General features: G+C 63.2%; 15 protein-coding genes. 7 read left to right on the plus strand and 8 right to left on the minus strand.

The features are described from left to right. Positions 1-5: 5 nt before the first annotated feature. A complete protein-coding gene (locus K9B37_RS03905; RefSeq protein WP_224311479.1) occupies positions 6-944 on the minus strand; it encodes a PLP-dependent cysteine synthase family protein in 939 nt (312 codons plus the stop codon). A 154-nt stretch (positions 945-1098) separates the two neighbouring features. Between K9B37_RS03905 and K9B37_RS03910 the strand changes: the two genes are divergently transcribed. From K9B37_RS03910 to rpsD, 3 genes are all read left to right on the plus strand, one after another. Beyond that, positions 1099-1773 carry a winged helix-turn-helix transcriptional regulator gene (locus K9B37_RS03910; RefSeq protein ID WP_224311480.1) on the plus strand — a complete coding sequence of 225 codons (675 nt, stop codon included), beginning with the start codon at positions 1099-1101 and terminating at the stop codon, positions 1771-1773. Then, a complete protein-coding gene (locus K9B37_RS03915; protein ID WP_224311481.1) occupies positions 1770-2156 on the plus strand; it encodes a DUF488 domain-containing protein in 387 nt (128 codons plus the stop codon). The genes K9B37_RS03910 and K9B37_RS03915 overlap by 4 nt, the downstream gene beginning before the upstream one ends. Positions 2157-2356: 200 nt before the next feature. After that, positions 2357-2974 carry a 30S ribosomal protein S4 gene (rpsD, locus tag K9B37_RS03920; RefSeq protein WP_224311482.1) on the plus strand — a complete coding sequence of 206 codons (618 nt, stop codon included), beginning with the start codon at positions 2357-2359 and terminating at the stop codon, positions 2972-2974. Positions 2975-3125: 151 nt separating this feature from the next. On the opposite strand, the gene K9B37_RS03925 is transcribed toward rpsD, so the two are convergent. The 5 genes from K9B37_RS03925 to purB form a co-directional block, all read right to left on the minus strand. Then, the gene (locus tag K9B37_RS03925) at positions 3126-3704 is read right to left on the minus strand and encodes a Spy/CpxP family protein refolding chaperone (RefSeq protein ID WP_224311483.1); all 579 of its coding nucleotides are present in this window, start codon (positions 3702-3704) and stop codon (positions 3126-3128) included. Between the two features lie 114 nt (positions 3705-3818). Then, on the minus strand, positions 3819-4370 hold the full coding sequence (locus tag K9B37_RS03930) for an RBBP9/YdeN family alpha/beta hydrolase (RefSeq protein WP_224311484.1): 552 nt from the start codon (positions 4368-4370) through the stop codon (positions 3819-3821). Positions 4371-4425: 55 nt separating this feature from the next. Further along, positions 4426-5085, minus strand: coding sequence for a methyltransferase family protein (locus tag K9B37_RS03935; RefSeq protein ID WP_224311485.1), 660 nt, complete (start codon positions 5083-5085; stop codon positions 4426-4428). A 66-nt stretch (positions 5086-5151) separates the two neighbouring features. Beyond that, positions 5152-6402 (minus strand): cyclopropane fatty acid synthase, encoded by a 1251-nt coding sequence (locus K9B37_RS03940; RefSeq protein WP_224311486.1) that lies wholly within the window; start codon positions 6400-6402, stop codon positions 5152-5154. A 71-nt stretch (positions 6403-6473) separates the two neighbouring features. Next, a complete protein-coding gene (gene purB / locus K9B37_RS03945; RefSeq protein WP_224311487.1) occupies positions 6474-7787 on the minus strand; it encodes an adenylosuccinate lyase in 1314 nt (437 codons plus the stop codon). Between the two features lie 299 nt (positions 7788-8086). On the opposite strand from purB, the gene K9B37_RS03950 reads away from it, so the two are divergent. Beyond that, complete coding sequence (locus K9B37_RS03950) at positions 8087-8704, plus strand: hypothetical protein (RefSeq protein ID WP_224311488.1); 618 nt, start codon at positions 8087-8089, stop codon at positions 8702-8704. Further along, positions 8701-9348 (plus strand): TetR/AcrR family transcriptional regulator, encoded by a 648-nt coding sequence (locus K9B37_RS03955; protein WP_224311489.1) that lies wholly within the window; start codon positions 8701-8703, stop codon positions 9346-9348. The genes K9B37_RS03950 and K9B37_RS03955 overlap by 4 nt, the downstream gene beginning before the upstream one ends. On the opposite strand, the gene rpe is transcribed toward K9B37_RS03955, so the two are convergent. Continuing rightward, positions 9345-10016, minus strand: coding sequence for a ribulose-phosphate 3-epimerase (gene rpe, locus K9B37_RS03960; protein WP_224311490.1), 672 nt, complete (start codon positions 10014-10016; stop codon positions 9345-9347). The genes K9B37_RS03955 and rpe overlap by 4 nt on opposite strands. Positions 10017-10227: 211 nt before the next feature. Between rpe and K9B37_RS03965 the strand changes: the two genes are divergently transcribed. Continuing rightward, positions 10228-11469: an NAD(P)/FAD-dependent oxidoreductase gene (locus K9B37_RS03965; protein WP_224311491.1), complete on the plus strand. Its 1242-nt coding sequence runs from the start codon at positions 10228-10230 to the stop codon at positions 11467-11469. A 151-nt stretch (positions 11470-11620) separates the two neighbouring features. Then, positions 11621-12250, plus strand: coding sequence for a glutathione S-transferase family protein (locus K9B37_RS03970; RefSeq protein ID WP_224311492.1), 630 nt, complete (start codon positions 11621-11623; stop codon positions 12248-12250). Positions 12251-12280: 30 nt separating this feature from the next. Here the strand turns inward: K9B37_RS03970 and K9B37_RS03975 are convergent, their stop codons facing one another. After that, complete coding sequence (locus K9B37_RS03975) at positions 12281-13288, minus strand: P1 family peptidase (RefSeq protein WP_224311592.1); 1008 nt, start codon at positions 13286-13288, stop codon at positions 12281-12283. Positions 13289-13440: the final 152 nt, after the last annotated feature.

Raw genomic sequence — 13440 nt, forward strand, 5'->3', positions numbered from 1 at the left:
GCCCGTTACACGATTTTGGCTCCGTAGGTTTTGAGATATTTCATGCCGGTATCGCACATCAGCGTGACGATAGTGGCATCGGGACCCAACCGCTCGGCAACGCGAAGGGCAGCGATCACATTGGCTCCCGTGGATGTGCCGGCGAACAGGCCCTCGTCGCGGGCGAGGCGCAGGGCCATGGCGGTGGCCTCATCGGTCGAGACGCCTTCGATGCTGTCTGCGACGTCGTCTTTCCAGAGAGGGACGACGTAACCGGCGCCGATCCCGTCGATCTTGTGCGCTCCCGAAGGACCTCCCGAAAGCACCGCTGACTCCGACGGCTCGACTGCGACGATCGCGATCCTGTCGTGGTGGTGGCGCAATCTCTCCGCCGTACCGCGAAGCGATGCGGCCGTGCCGACGCTCTGCACGAAAGCATCGATCCGGCCGCCAGTCTGCGTCCAGATCTCATCCGCAAGCCGGTGATAGGCAGCAAGCTGGTCGCGGTTGTTCATCTGGTCGGTCCAGAACGATCCGGTCTCCTGCGCTATCACGCGCGCCGCCTCGATCATGTCGCGGGTCAGCTTTTCCGTCATGCGGCCGCCGTCGCTTGGTAGGACCTGGAGCCGCGCACCGAGAATTTTCATGTGATCGAGCTTTTCCCGCGAAAAGGCATCGGATGTCACGATATGAAGCGGGTAACCCTTCACCGCGCAGACCAGGGACAGGGAGACGCCGGTGCTGCCGCCGGTATATTCCACCACCGACCCGCCCGGCACGAGACGTCCGTCCGTCTCCGCTGCCTCGATCATCGCCAGCGCCATCCGGTCCTTCATGCTGCCGGTGGGATTCTCGCTTTCGAGCTTCACGAGGATGCGGGCGCCCTTTGCGGGGACGACGTTTCGCAGCGCCAGGAGGCGCGTGTTACCGATGGCGTCGAGAATGGTCGGCTGGGATGTCATCATGTCCGGCGCCTCCTGGTCAGGTCGGTTTCAGTGAAGTGGGTGCAATGGGATTAGACCCGGTTCACGGCTGTGTCAGGTCCGGATTCCGGACTTCCGGGTCCTGCCGAGCCGTGCTAGCGCTAGAGCCATGGCAGAGTATGGTCAGTTTTGCTCCATGGCGCGTGCGCACGAGGCGCTCGGCGGTCGATGGACGCTTCTCATCGTGCGTGAGCTTCTCTGCGGCAGTCGGCGCTTCAACGACATCCGGCGCGGTATTCCGCGCATTTCGCGCACCATGCTCTCGGAGCGCCTCCAGGAGCTGACCCATGCCGGCGCAATCATCCGCGTCGAGGGCGAACATGGGCCCGAATACGAGCTCACGGAGGCCGGCCGGGAGTTGGCATCCTTAGTCAGTGCCCTCGGCACGTGGGGTCAGCGGTGGCTGCCAAGGCAAGCGGAGACCGAGGATCTCGACCTGGAACCTCTGCTGGTCGACATGCAGCGCCGGGTCCGTACGGACATCTTGCCCAGCGAGCCGATCGTCGTCCGCTTCGAGATCGAGGGACAGCGCCAGCCGCACTTCCTGCTGCTCAGAAAGACCGAGGTGTCCTGGTGTACGCAGAATCCGGGTTTTCCGGAGGTGCTGACCGTTCGGACCCGTCTGTCCACCCTGGTCGGGTGGTGGCGCGGTGATGTGGACTTCAGGCAAGCGCAACGGATGGGTCTGACCATCGAAGGGCCACGGCCCCTCGTCGGCGCGTTTCCGACCTGGTTCGATCGTTATCTTTTTGCCGCCGTCGCCCCAGCCGCCGCCGGCGAAACCCTTCCTACACTCAGGAGCGCCTCATGACCCTTCGGATCGTCCGCCTCGGAACACCCCGGCATACAGGCGAGGGGACGCGGATCGGCACTGTCCGGCATCCACCCCGCGGCGTCCGCAAGGAGCGTTTTTCGGCCGACGACTGGTTCGATGTCTGGTATCCGGAGCTGTCGCCGAGCGCGGAGCTGGTCTCGAAGGCCAAGGAAGCGAAGACGGAGAAGGAATGGAACGCCTTCACCCGGGCCTTCAAGGCGGAGATGAACGAGCCCTCGCCCCGGAGAGCTCTCGATCTCCTGGCGGCTTTGTCGCACCACGGCCATTTCTCGATCGGCTGCTATTGCGAGGACGAATCCCGGTGCCATCGGTCGGTCCTGCGCAGCCTCCTCGCCGAGCGTGACGCTGCCATCGCCTGAGGCCAGGCGCGGCGGGCCAGAGGCGGTCGTTCCTTGACACCCCTGGCATTTTCCACTAGGGCATCCCGGTTCGCGCGGTCCGGCAACGGCCGCGCAAACTTTTTACGCTCCCGTGGCCCGGCTTCGGTCGGCCTGTCGTCCCGGAAGGGAAGAGGAGGGCGCGTTCCTCGAAACCATTCGACCATTCAAGAGGAATCGCGATGTCGAAGCGCATTCAGGCCAAGCACAAGCTTGACCGCCGCATGGGCCAGAACATTTGGGGCCGCCCGAAGAGCCCCGTCAACCGCCGCGAATACGGCCCCGGCCAGCACGGCCAGCGCCGCAAGGGCAAGATGTCCGACTTCGGCACGCAGCTGCGCGCCAAGCAGAAGCTCAAGGGCTACTACGCCAACATCACCGAGAAGCAGTTCCGCCGTTACTACGCCGAGGCGATCCGCCAGCGTGGCGACTCGGGCGAGAACCTGATCGGCCTCCTGGAGCGCCGTCTCGATGCGGTCGTGTACCGCTCGAAGTTCGTCGCGACCCCGTTCGCCGCGCGCCAGTTCGTCAACCACGGCCACGTGAAGGTCAACGGCCGCCGCGTGAACGTTCCGAGCTATCTCGTGAAGCCGGGTGACGTGATCGAGGTGAAGGAAAAGTCGAAGCAGCTCGAAGTCGTTCTCGTGGCGACCCAGCTCGCCGAGCGCGACGTGCCGGACTACATCGAGGTCGATCATTCCAAGATGACGGCCCGCGTGACCCGCATCCCGACCCTGTCCGAGGTGCCTTATGCGGTCCAGATGGAGCCGAACCTCGTGATCGAATTCTATTCGCGCTAATCGCCGCGAGTGGATTGCAGATACGGAAAGGCCGCCTTCGGGCGGCCTTTTTCTTTTTCCTGGTCCAACAATCTACGACCCGGTCCTCCGGACCGTTCCGGAACAACAGCGGTCGAAGAAAAAGGCCGCCTGTTCGGCGGCCTTCATATCATCAGGGCTGCTTCGGCGGTTGAGCCGGCTGCCCACCGCCGGGCTGCATCGCGCCGGGACCGCGTTGCATCATGCCCATTTGACCGCGCTGTCCATGGTGTCCGCGCCATGCACCGCGGCCGGGACGGCCCTCTCGCATCAGGATCGGCAGCAGGCGCTTCTGCCGGTCGTCGAGAGAGGCCCAGAGGGGCTTCATCGCCGTCGAGAGAGCGTTGAGGTTCTCCGCACGCTTCGTGGCCATTGCCGCACCCTGTTCGAGGCGCTGCATCACATCGGGCCGCTCGTTGCGGGACCTGCGCTGGCGAAACTCCTCGATCATCTGGGTGCGGGTCGCCGCCTGAGCGCGCAGGGCCTGCTCAACCGGGCCCCAGAGCTTCTGCTGGTCCGGGGTGAGCTTGAGACCGGCCTGAATGGATGCAATGCGCGCATCCGTCAGGGACTCGAAATCCTCACGGCTCATCTGCGGGCGCTGGCCCTGGCCGCCAGGGCCGCCAGCAGGCGGAGGAGCGGGTTGTGCGTAGGCCACCGTGCCGGCCAACGCCAGAGCGGAAGCGGCGGAAAGGATGGCGAGAGACTTCATTGAAACTCCTCCTCTACACGTTGAGAGCAGCATCAGGATCGGACCATTCTGCTGTCCCGCACGTGACTGGCACATGAACTTTTCGTCATGTGGACAACGGGTGGAGAAATGGGCTCAGAGACGCTTCAGGAAACCCGCAAACCGCATCAGCCCTTCGGGCCATGGGCCGTGGCCGCTTTCGGTATCGATATGCCCGGCATCACCCGCATCAACGATGGCGGAGCCCCAGGCATAGGCGATATCCTCTGCCTTCTCGTAGTCGCAATGGAGGTCCGTACGGCTCGCGATCAGGACCGAAGGGAAGGGCAGAGGATCCCGAGGGATCGGCGCAAAGGCACGGCCGATCTCCGGCATGAAATCCGGCCGGTCGACATCCGGCAGGCCGACCAGGAAGGCGCCCTGGACCTTGTCCCGAGGGAGCAGCGGCGCCGCGTGAGCGATCGCCAGCACGCCGAGGCTGTGCCCGACAAGGACGACGGGCAGCTTCGCTGCGGCAACGTCCTCGATGATTTTGCGAACCCATTCGTCCTTGTTGGGAGAATCCCAATTCTCCTGCTTGACGCGTCGCGCCGTCGAAAGTTGTCGCTCCCAGCGGCTCTGCCAGTGGTCGACGCCGGAATCCTGGTAACCAGGGACGATGAGGATATCGCAATCGGAGGTTTTCATGATGGGCAGGTAAACGTCCCTATGGCCGGGTTCAAGATGGGCAAATGGGGACCGGTCAATAGAGCCCGGGGATCAGCCGCCACGTGCGATGGAAATAGGCATCGTATTCCGCGCCGAATTGCGACCGAAGCAACCGCTCCTCCGCATGGATGCGTGCGAGAAGCGGCGGGATGAGAAGCGCCGCAAGCAGCACACCGACGCCGGAACGAAAGGCAAGCGCCCATCCGAGCGAGGAAATGAGAAGGCCCAGATAGCTGGGATGGCGAATGACGCCATAGATGCCGCCCGTCACCAGCGTATGTCCCGGTTGAATGGCCACGAGGCCGCTGAAGCGGCGGCCGAGCACGAAGACCGGCCAGAGCCGCAAGGCTCCGCCAACGGCGAAGAGGACGACGCCCAGCCAGCGGACGGCGTCTCCGTCAAGAACCCAGAACCCTTTGCGCTCCGTATAGGCAGGCAAATAGCCCGCCAGGATGCCAAGCAGTGCAAAAGCCGCGATCACCCAGCGGTTGTCGCGATCCTCCCGGATGCCAGGGCTCAGATTGCCACTGCTGAAGAGCGCTGCGCCGGACAGGGCGAAGAGGATGATCGTCAGGGCGACCCGCGCGGGATGGGAGAAGAAGGCGGCAAAGCCGCCTGCACCCCATATGGCGAGCCCAAGATAGGCCAGGGTCGCAATGAGCGTAACAAGTGCTAGCCTCAACGTAACAGTCATCGCAGCCTCGCTTCACCGAGCGTATCCAGCGGAAAATCGGCCCCGGTTCGTGCTTTGAGCGATGCTCTAGGCGCTTTTCTTCAGCTCCGTCGTCTCCGCGATCTTGAGGGCAGCCTCCCGCTCTGCGATGTAATCGCGGGTCAGGGGCACAGTGTCGTTGCGCTTGGCGAGCTGGATCTGGAACACCACTGCATCCTGGAAGCGGAAGGCCGATTCCGACATGGCGAGATAGCATTCCCACATCCGGCAGAAACGCTCATCGTAGAGGCGCAGCACCTCCTCCCGCTGAGCCATGAACCGCTCGCGCCACTTCTGGAGCGTGAAGGCATAGTGCAGCCGCAGGATTTCGACGTCCGTGACGATCAGTCCGGCCTTCTCGATGGCGGGCATGACTTCGGAGAGCGTCGGCAGGTGGCCGCCCGGGAAGATGTAGCGGGAGATCCAGGGATTGGTCGGGTAGGGCGTACCGGTCCGGCCGATGGTGTGGAGCAGCATCACGCCGTCGTTCTTCAGGAGACGGTGCGCGGTCTGGAAATAGGTGTCGTAGGACGGGACGCCCACGTGCTCGAACATGCCGACCGAGACGATGCGATCGAAGCTGCCTCGCGTGGACCGGTAATCCTCCAGTTCGAAGCGAACCCGCTCGGGAAGGCCTGCCGTCGCCGCGCGTTTGCGCGAGACCTCTAGCTGCTCCTCCGACAGAGTCACGCCTTTGACGGAGCCGGCTCCGCCCACCTGGGCCATGTAGAGGCCGAGACCGCCCCAGCCCGAGCCGATATCCAGCACGCTCTGGCCCGGATCGAGTAGGAGCTTCGCAGCGATGTGCCGCTTCTTCGCCATCTGGGCTTCTTCGAGGGTCGCGTCCGGATGGTCGAAATAGGCGCAGGAATACTGCTTGTCGCTGTCAAGGAAGAGATTGTAGAGCCGCCCGTCGAGATCATAGTGATGGGCGACGTTTCGCTTCGAGCTGGCCGCATCGTTCTCGCTGCGCAGTTGCATCCATGTCCTGATCTTGCGCAGGCGATGCAGTGGAAGTTCGTCGAGTTCGCCGTGGGTGTCCTGCAGGAGCACTTGCAGCAGGTCGAAGATCGTGCCGCTCTCGATGATGAGACGACCGTCCATGAACAGTTCGCCCAGCTTCAGTTCAGGATGAAGGCAGAGGGCGAGCTGGGCGGCCGGATCGGTGAAGCGGATCGCGACTTTTGGTTCAGTTCCATCACCGAAGGTGAAGGTTTCCCCTCCGGCGGTGGTCATGCTCAGGGTGCCGTGTTTGACAGCCCGGGTCAGGGCCGTCTTGAGAAGTCTCTCCGACAGCATTGGGATCCCCGTCGTAGTTTATCTCCGGACGGGGATTGTCGCGCATCGAGAAAAGATTTCCAGCCCTCAAGCTATGCTTTGGTTGCGCCGAAGACCCGCGTAAAGATCGTATCCACGTGCTTGTAATGATAGCCAAGATCAAAGCAGGCTTCGATTTCGGCCGGGGACAGATACTTCGTCACGTCGGCATCATTCTTTAGTAGAGTCAGGAAATCACCTTCGCCGCGCCAGACCGGCATCGCGTTACGCTGGACGAGACGATAGGCATCTTCTCGAGAAGCGCCCCGCTGTGTGAGCGCCAGGAGGACACGCTGCGAATGCACCAGGCCGCCGAGGCGGTCGAGGTTCTTCTGCATGTTCTCGGGATAAACGACGAGCTTGTCGACGACGCTGGTCAGCCGGGCGAGGGCGAAGTCGAGAGTCACGGTGGAATCCGGCCCGATCATGCGCTCGACGGAAGAATGCGAGATGTCCCGCTCGTGCCAGAGGGCGACATTCTCCATGGCAGGCATGGCATAGGCACGGACCATGCGCGCAAGGCCTGTGAGGTTTTCGGTGAGCACAGGGTTGCGCTTGTGCGGCATCGCCGAGGAGCCTTTCTGGCCCGCGGAAAAATACTCCTCCGCTTCCAGGACTTCACTGCGCTGCAGGTGGCGGATTTCAGTCGCCAGACGCTCGATGGAGGAGGCGATGACCGCGAGCGTGGCGAAATACATGGCATGCCGGTCGCGGGGGATCACCTGGGTCGAGACCGGCTCGACGGAAAGCCCCATCTTCTCCGCCACGTATTCCTCGACGCGGGGATCGATATTGGCAAAGGTGCCGACCGCTCCTGAGATCGCGCAGGTCGCGACCTCGCGTTGGGCCTCGATGAGCCGCAGCTTGCAGCGCTCGAATTCCGCATAGGCCTGGGCGAGCTTCAGACCGAAAGTGGTCGGCTCCGCATGGATGCCGTGTGAGCGGCCGATGGTCGGGGTCAGCTTGTGCTCGAAGGCCCGCCGCTTCAGGGCCGCGAGCAGATCGTCGATGTCCTTGAGAAGCAGGTCGGAGGCGCGGACCAGCTGGACGTTGAACGTGGTATCGAGCACATCGGACGACGTCATGCCCTGGTGGACGAAGCGCGCCTCGGGTCCGACAATCTCGGCAAGATGGGTCAGGAAGGCGATGACGTCGTGCTTCACCTCGCGCTCGATGGCGTCGATGCGCTCGACGTCGAACGTCGCGGCAGAGCCCTTTTCCCAGACCTTGTCCGCTGCATCCTTCGGTACGACACCCAGGTCGGCCAGGGCCGTCGTCGCATGGGCCTCGATCTCGAACCAGATCCGGAACTTGGTTTCAGGGGACCAGATGGCCACCATCTCGGGGCGGCTGTAGCGGGGGATCACGGGCTTTCTCCTGCATGCGCGAGACTACTTCCAGGCCCGGAGCCTGTGCGCGTCGCCGCCATTGTGCTGACGTCGCGGGTTCGGCCCATCGGCTTGGAGGTGAACATGGACGTGATCGCTATTGGATGACGACCCGGAACACAAGCGCGTTCGCCGTTCCGGCTCGCCCCAAACATTCGTCCGGGAGGGTTCTTCGGATGTCGCGACCGAAATCGCCCTTGACCTAGACATGATTTTGCCTCAAACGCCTGTTTGAAATTCAAACGCACGTTTGAATTTCAAACTTCGAGAGGTCACCTATGCAACGTCCCCTGAATCGGTTTGCAAGGAAGATCGACAATCTAGGCGAAAACATCGTTCTGCTAGTCATCATCACAGTCGCCGTCATTGCCTGTATCGCGGCGATTTCGAACGTACGCCTCGGGAGGGATGCAGCTGTCGAGGTGGTCTTCACCGACGCGACTGAAAACCTCGCGCCGCTAGCGGCAGCGAGCCTCCTGGATGCCAATTTCACGACGAACGCGTTCCGCTCCAAGGTGGCGAGCCCTGCCGAGTTCGCTGCCGCGTTCGGTTCCACCGAGCGGTCTGTGGTTCTCGCCACGGGAACCGATTGGCCGGCAGTGGAAGCGCGTCCGGAGACGAAGCCGGTGCCGGTCCGGGTCCGCCCGCCTGTCGTGTCCGCCTGTGCAGATACCTGCGAGACGTTCAGCTCACATGCGATCCTTCCACCGCTGCGGCCTGCGGCTGTGAGCACCGTCCAAGTCGCTCAGCCAATGGCGACTGCCCCCGAGCCTGAGGAACGAGGGCGACTGTCTCTCCTGGGTATGCCGCTTCCCCGGTTCGTGCCGTCGGGTGAGCGGATCATCGAGGCCATGACGTCGCTCGGCGGCTCGATCACCGATCTCGTCCTGAAATGATCCGGGCCGCGGACCGAACTCGGCAGGCTCTCCTCGACGCCGCAATCGCCGTCTTCTCCGAGAAGGGTTACGAGGGCGCCTCCGTTCGGGAGATTACACGCGAGGCGCATGCCAATCAGGCTGCAATCACCTATCACTTCGGTGGCAAGGAGGGCCTTTACCGGGAGGTCCTGCTCGCCACGTTCCGGGCTTTCAAGGAGTCGAACCTTCTCGATGCGGAAAAGCTCGATGCACTGCCACCGAAGGAAGCCTTAAGACTTTTCCTGCGGCAGCAATTGCTGCCTCTCTGCAGACGCGGCCAGCTCGCGCGGTTCACCAGGATCCTGAACTGGGAGATCCTCCAGCGGACGGAGGTTTTCCAGGAACTTGTGGTGTCGCAGAACATATCGGCCATCTCGGCAGCAGAGGGGCTCGTCCGGCGGTTCCTGGGAGAGGCGGCGGATCGCGAGGCTGTCGCCGTCACGACCCTATGGCTGATGCATCAGGGCTTCATCTTCGTCCGCGGCTCTGAGCACCTCTCGCGGGCGCCGCTCAATTTCAAGCTCGACGACGCCTTTGTGGACCGGTTGGCAAATCTCCTCGCCGAGCTGCTGACGGTCGGTCTATCCGGGACGGGACGTGCTCGAGGCGAGATCTGCCGCTAGCGCGCCTTCTCGGCGGCTTCGCGGATCGCGGCGATATTGCGGGCATAAGCCTCGGGCCCACCCTTGAAGGTCGCGGATCCCGCCACGAGCACGTTGGCGCCGGCCTCGACGACGAGGGGCGCCGTCTCCGGCGTGATGCCGCCGTCGATTTCAATATCGATCGGCCGGTCACCGACCATGTCGCTGATCCTGCGAACCTTGTCGCAGACCGATCCGATGAAGGCCTGGCCGCCAAAGCCCGGATTGACGGTCATGAGCAGGATCAGGTCCACCATGTCCAGGACGGGCTCGATCGCGCCTTCGTGCGAGCCCGGATTGAGGACGATGCCGGCCTTCTTGCCCAGCGCCCGGATAGTCTGAAGGCTGCGGTGAAGATGCGGGCCTGCCTCGGCATGAATGCTGATGATGTCGGCGCCGGCCTTCGCGAAGGATTCGAGATACGGATCCACCGGCGCGATCATCAGGTGGACGTCGAAGGCCTTGCTCGTGTGCGGGCGGATCGCCTTCACGATGTCTGGACCCAGAGTGATGTTGGGCACGAAGTGGCCATCCATCACGTCGATATGGATCCAGTCGGCGCCGGCCTTGTCGACGGCGCGAATTTCCTCGCCGAGCTTGGAGAAGTCGGAGGCTAGGATGGAGGGGGCGATCAGAAGGGGGCGTTTCATGGGCGCGCCGGTAGCATGCGCACGGCCTTACGGCAACGGGTCTGCCGTCCCAAGCCATGCGTTTGGGAGCAGACACCTGGGGAGAGGGCCTTTTGCCACAGGAAAGCCGTGGACGCCTCGGAGAGAACGGGAGTAAAGAAACGGTCGCGTGAGGAGCGCTTTCCCTCTTCATCTCTCGATCCTGAGAGGAACAGGATAAGGCAGGGTTTTGATGCGTAAGGATGTTGTGGTTCTGGGTGCCGGCATCGTCGGCGTATCCGTCGCCGTGCACTTGCAGAAGCGGGGTCGTTCCGTACTTCTCGTGGACAGGCGACAACCGGGCCTCGAAACGTCCTTCGGAAATGCTGGCCTGATCCAGCGTGAAGGCGTCTATCCTTACGGCTTCCCGCACGATTTCGGCGCGCTCCTGCGTTATGCGCTGAACAACACCATCGACGCGCATTATCATCTGGCGGCGCTGCCGAAGATCGCTCCCTTCCTGTTCCAGTATTGGATGCATTCGCGTCCCGCCCAGCACAAGGCGATCGCGCGCCTTTACGCGCCGTTGATCGAGCATAGTGTCATCGAGCATATGGCGCTGGCGGAGGAGGCAGGCTCGACCGAGCTCATCCGGCCGACCGGTTGGATGAAGGTTTTTCGCTCCGAGCAGGCCATGGAGACGCAGGTCCGCGACGCGGAGCAGGTCAAGCGCGACTTCGGCGTCAACTTCGACGCTCTCAATGGCGCGGCCGTGGCGGAGCGCGAGCCTCATCTCAAGGTCCCGCTCAAGGGCGGCATCCACTGGACCGATCCGGCGGCGATCTACGACCCGCACGCGCTCGTCATGTCCTATGTGGATCTGTTCACCCGTCTGGGTGGCGAACTGGCAGAGGGCGACGCGAAGACCCTCGAGCAGACGACAAATGGCTGGCTCATCCAGACGGAGAAGGGACCTGTCGAGGCTGGTGCCGTCGTCGTGGCTCTCGGGCCGTGGGCCGATGTGGTCACGCGCAAGCTCGGCTATCATTTCCCGCTCGCCGTGAAGCGCGGTTATCACATGCATTACAAGGCCGAGGGAAATGCGGTGCTCAACCGTCCGACCCTCGATTTCGAGCGCGGATACTTTCTAGCGCCGATGGCGCGGGGCATCCGCCTCACCACAGGCGCCGAATTCGCCGACCGTGACGCGCCGAAGACGCCGGTGCAGCTCCAGCGTGCCGAACCGATCGCCAAGGCATTCTTCCCCCTCGGTGAGCGGGTCGATCCGGAGCCCTGGATGGGCATGCGGCCCTGCACGCCCGACATGATGCCGATCATCGGCCGGGCTCCGCGCCACAAGGACCTCTGGTTCAGCTTCGGCCACGCCCATCACGGCATGACCCTCGGACCCATCACCGGCCGCATCGTCGCCGAGATGGTGACGGGCGAAGCCCCCGTGATCGACCCGAAGCCTTACCGGGCGGAGCGGTTCTAGCAGTCGGGGCCAGCGCCTGCGCTGCGGGGCCAATTGTGCGCCTTTCTCACTTGGTCGCCGGCGCATGAGAATAGCTTGCACAGCAAGGATCGGACCTTGATATGGTATGAAATATCATATCTATTGAGGCGGACTTTGTTGTTCGGCTTTCATGCTCGGTGGGTGGCTTTTGAAACTCTTCTTTGCACCGCTCTCACCCTTCGTGCGGAAAGTTCTCGTGACAGCTCACGAGACGCAGCAGGACCACTTGATCGAGCGCGTAAATAGTGCACCTCATCCCATCTATCGGGACGAAGACATTGCTCGGCACAATCCTCTCGGACAGGCTCCGACCGCGATTGCCGATGACGGTGAGGTGATCTACGGCAGTCGCGTGATCTGCGAATACCTCGATGCGCAATCAACGGCCTTGAAGGTATTTCCGGTCGCTTCTTCTGCTCGCTGGAGGGCCTTGGTTCAGCAGGCCCTTGGCGATGGTATTACCGATGCAGCACTGCTCGCACGATATGAGCAGAATGTGCGTCCGGCCGAGTTGCGCTGGGACATGTGGAGTGCCACGCAAATGACGAAGGTCACGGCTGGCCTCGACGAAGTGGAAAGGCTGGCGAAAACCTTTGGCGAGGCAGTGACGATCGGCACTATCACGATTGCCTGTGCAATAGGTTATCTGGATTTCCGCTTCGGGGATCTGAGCTGGCGTTCAGGAAGGCCTGCTGCATCCCAATGGTATGAGTGGTTTGCCGCCCGGCCTTCGATGATGGCGACTCGCCCACAGGCCTAGAATCGAAGGGCAGGGGAAGCTGCCCTTGCATCAAGCCGGGCCGCCTCCCCACTTGTCGCGCCACGCCGGAAGCGCCCCTTCGAAGGGCAGGGCTTTGGCCTCGTAGACGCCGCGGGCGATCGCGCGGGCGACGCAATCCGCGGCAGCGACCGTCAGGTATGTGAAGTCCGTCGCCTCGTCGCCGAGGGCCTTGCGGCCGGTCGCGGCCGTGAAGAGCGTGTCACCGTCGAAGAGGCCGTGGGAGAAGCGCAGGGCCCTCGCGAAACCCGCATGGGATGAGAGGGCGAGCCGCTTCGCCTGGGCCTTGGTGAGGACGGCGTCGGTCGCCACGAGCGCGATCGTGGTCGCCGGTTGCGGGCCACCCTTCCAGACCGGCTTGCGCTCCTCCGGTGCGACGTGCGTCGGGTGTCCCTTTCCGCCGAATTCCGCGCCTTCTTCCAGGCCGCCCGCCCAGAAATGCGGACCCGCGCCGATCACAGCGGAGGCGATGCTGTTCACGATTACCAGGGCGCCGACAGTGTGGCCGGAAGGCGTGACGGCGCTCGCGGAGCCGAGCCCGCCCTTCAGGTTCACGGTGGTCGCTCCGAACCCGCCGCCCGCCGTGCCGAGCGCGAAGTCTGATCCGGCCTTCTCCGCAGCTGCGTAGCCGAGCTCCCGATAGGGCGGATAGCGTCCCCAATCCTTGTTGCCGCCGTTCAGCATGTCGAAGACGACAGCCTGCGAAACGATCGGGATGCAGACCGTTCCAATCTGAAAACCGATATGGCGCTCGCGCAGATAGGCCTGGACGCCGCTGGCGGCATCGAGCCCGAAGGCGGAGCCGCCGGCGAGGACGATGCCATGGATGCCGGGCACCATCTTGTCGGGCTCGAGGAGGTCGGTTTCCCTTGTCCCGGGCGCACCACCCATCACGGCGCAGGAGGCGACGGCCGGGCTGTCGAAAAGGGCGACAGTGACACCCGAGGCGAGGGCAGCGTCCTCGGCATTGCCGACCGTCACGCCGGCGACGTCGGTAATAAGATTGCGGCGGCTTGTCATGCCGTAAGGCAAGCCCAAAACCTCACGCTTCACAAGCTGGCGATCCCTTCCCGCCAGGCTTTCTTGTGGGCAGATGAACGGGTAGAGCTGTTTCCACTAACGTGGAATCACCTCTTTTCTTTGGTGTGCCGCATTTTTTGACGGCGAACCGG

It is taken from the genome of Microvirga puerhi, assembly GCF_020089865.1.
In the GTDB taxonomy this organism is placed as follows: Bacteria; Pseudomonadota; Alphaproteobacteria; order Rhizobiales; family Beijerinckiaceae; genus Microvirga; species Microvirga puerhi.

Bases quoted from the DNA above. Each gene is read 5' to 3' on its own strand.
- K9B37_RS03950 (WP_224311488.1), top strand. From the start codon at position 8,087: ATGCAACGTCCCCTGAATCGGTTTGCAAGGAAGATCGACAATCTAGGC.
- K9B37_RS03930 (WP_224311484.1), bottom strand. From the start codon at position 4,370: ATGAAAACCTCCGATTGCGATATCCTCATCGTCCCTGGTTACCAGGAT.
- rpe (WP_224311490.1), bottom strand. From the start codon at position 10,016: ATGAAACGCCCCCTTCTGATCGCCCCCTCCATCCTAGCCTCCGACTTC.
- K9B37_RS03975 (WP_224311592.1), bottom strand. From the start codon at position 13,288: ATGACAAGCCGCCGCAATCTTATTACCGACGTCGCCGGCGTGACGGTC.
- K9B37_RS03935 (WP_224311485.1), bottom strand. From the start codon at position 5,085: ATGACTGTTACGTTGAGGCTAGCACTTGTTACGCTCATTGCGACCCTG.
- K9B37_RS03965 (WP_224311491.1), top strand. From the start codon at position 10,228: ATGCGTAAGGATGTTGTGGTTCTGGGTGCCGGCATCGTCGGCGTATCC.
- K9B37_RS03940 (WP_224311486.1), bottom strand. From the start codon at position 6,402: ATGCTGTCGGAGAGACTTCTCAAGACGGCCCTGACCCGGGCTGTCAAA.
- K9B37_RS03925 (WP_224311483.1), bottom strand. From the start codon at position 3,704: ATGAAGTCTCTCGCCATCCTTTCCGCCGCTTCCGCTCTGGCGTTGGCC.
- K9B37_RS03955 (WP_224311489.1), top strand. From the start codon at position 8,701: ATGATCCGGGCCGCGGACCGAACTCGGCAGGCTCTCCTCGACGCCGCA.
- K9B37_RS03970 (WP_224311492.1), top strand. From the start codon at position 11,621: ATGCTCGGTGGGTGGCTTTTGAAACTCTTCTTTGCACCGCTCTCACCC.
- K9B37_RS03915 (WP_224311481.1), top strand. From the start codon at position 1,770: ATGACCCTTCGGATCGTCCGCCTCGGAACACCCCGGCATACAGGCGAG.
- K9B37_RS03905 (WP_224311479.1), bottom strand. From the start codon at position 944: ATGATGACATCCCAGCCGACCATTCTCGACGCCATCGGTAACACGCGC.
- rpsD (WP_224311482.1), top strand. From the start codon at position 2,357: ATGTCGAAGCGCATTCAGGCCAAGCACAAGCTTGACCGCCGCATGGGC.
- K9B37_RS03910 (WP_224311480.1), top strand. From the start codon at position 1,099: ATGGCGCGTGCGCACGAGGCGCTCGGCGGTCGATGGACGCTTCTCATC.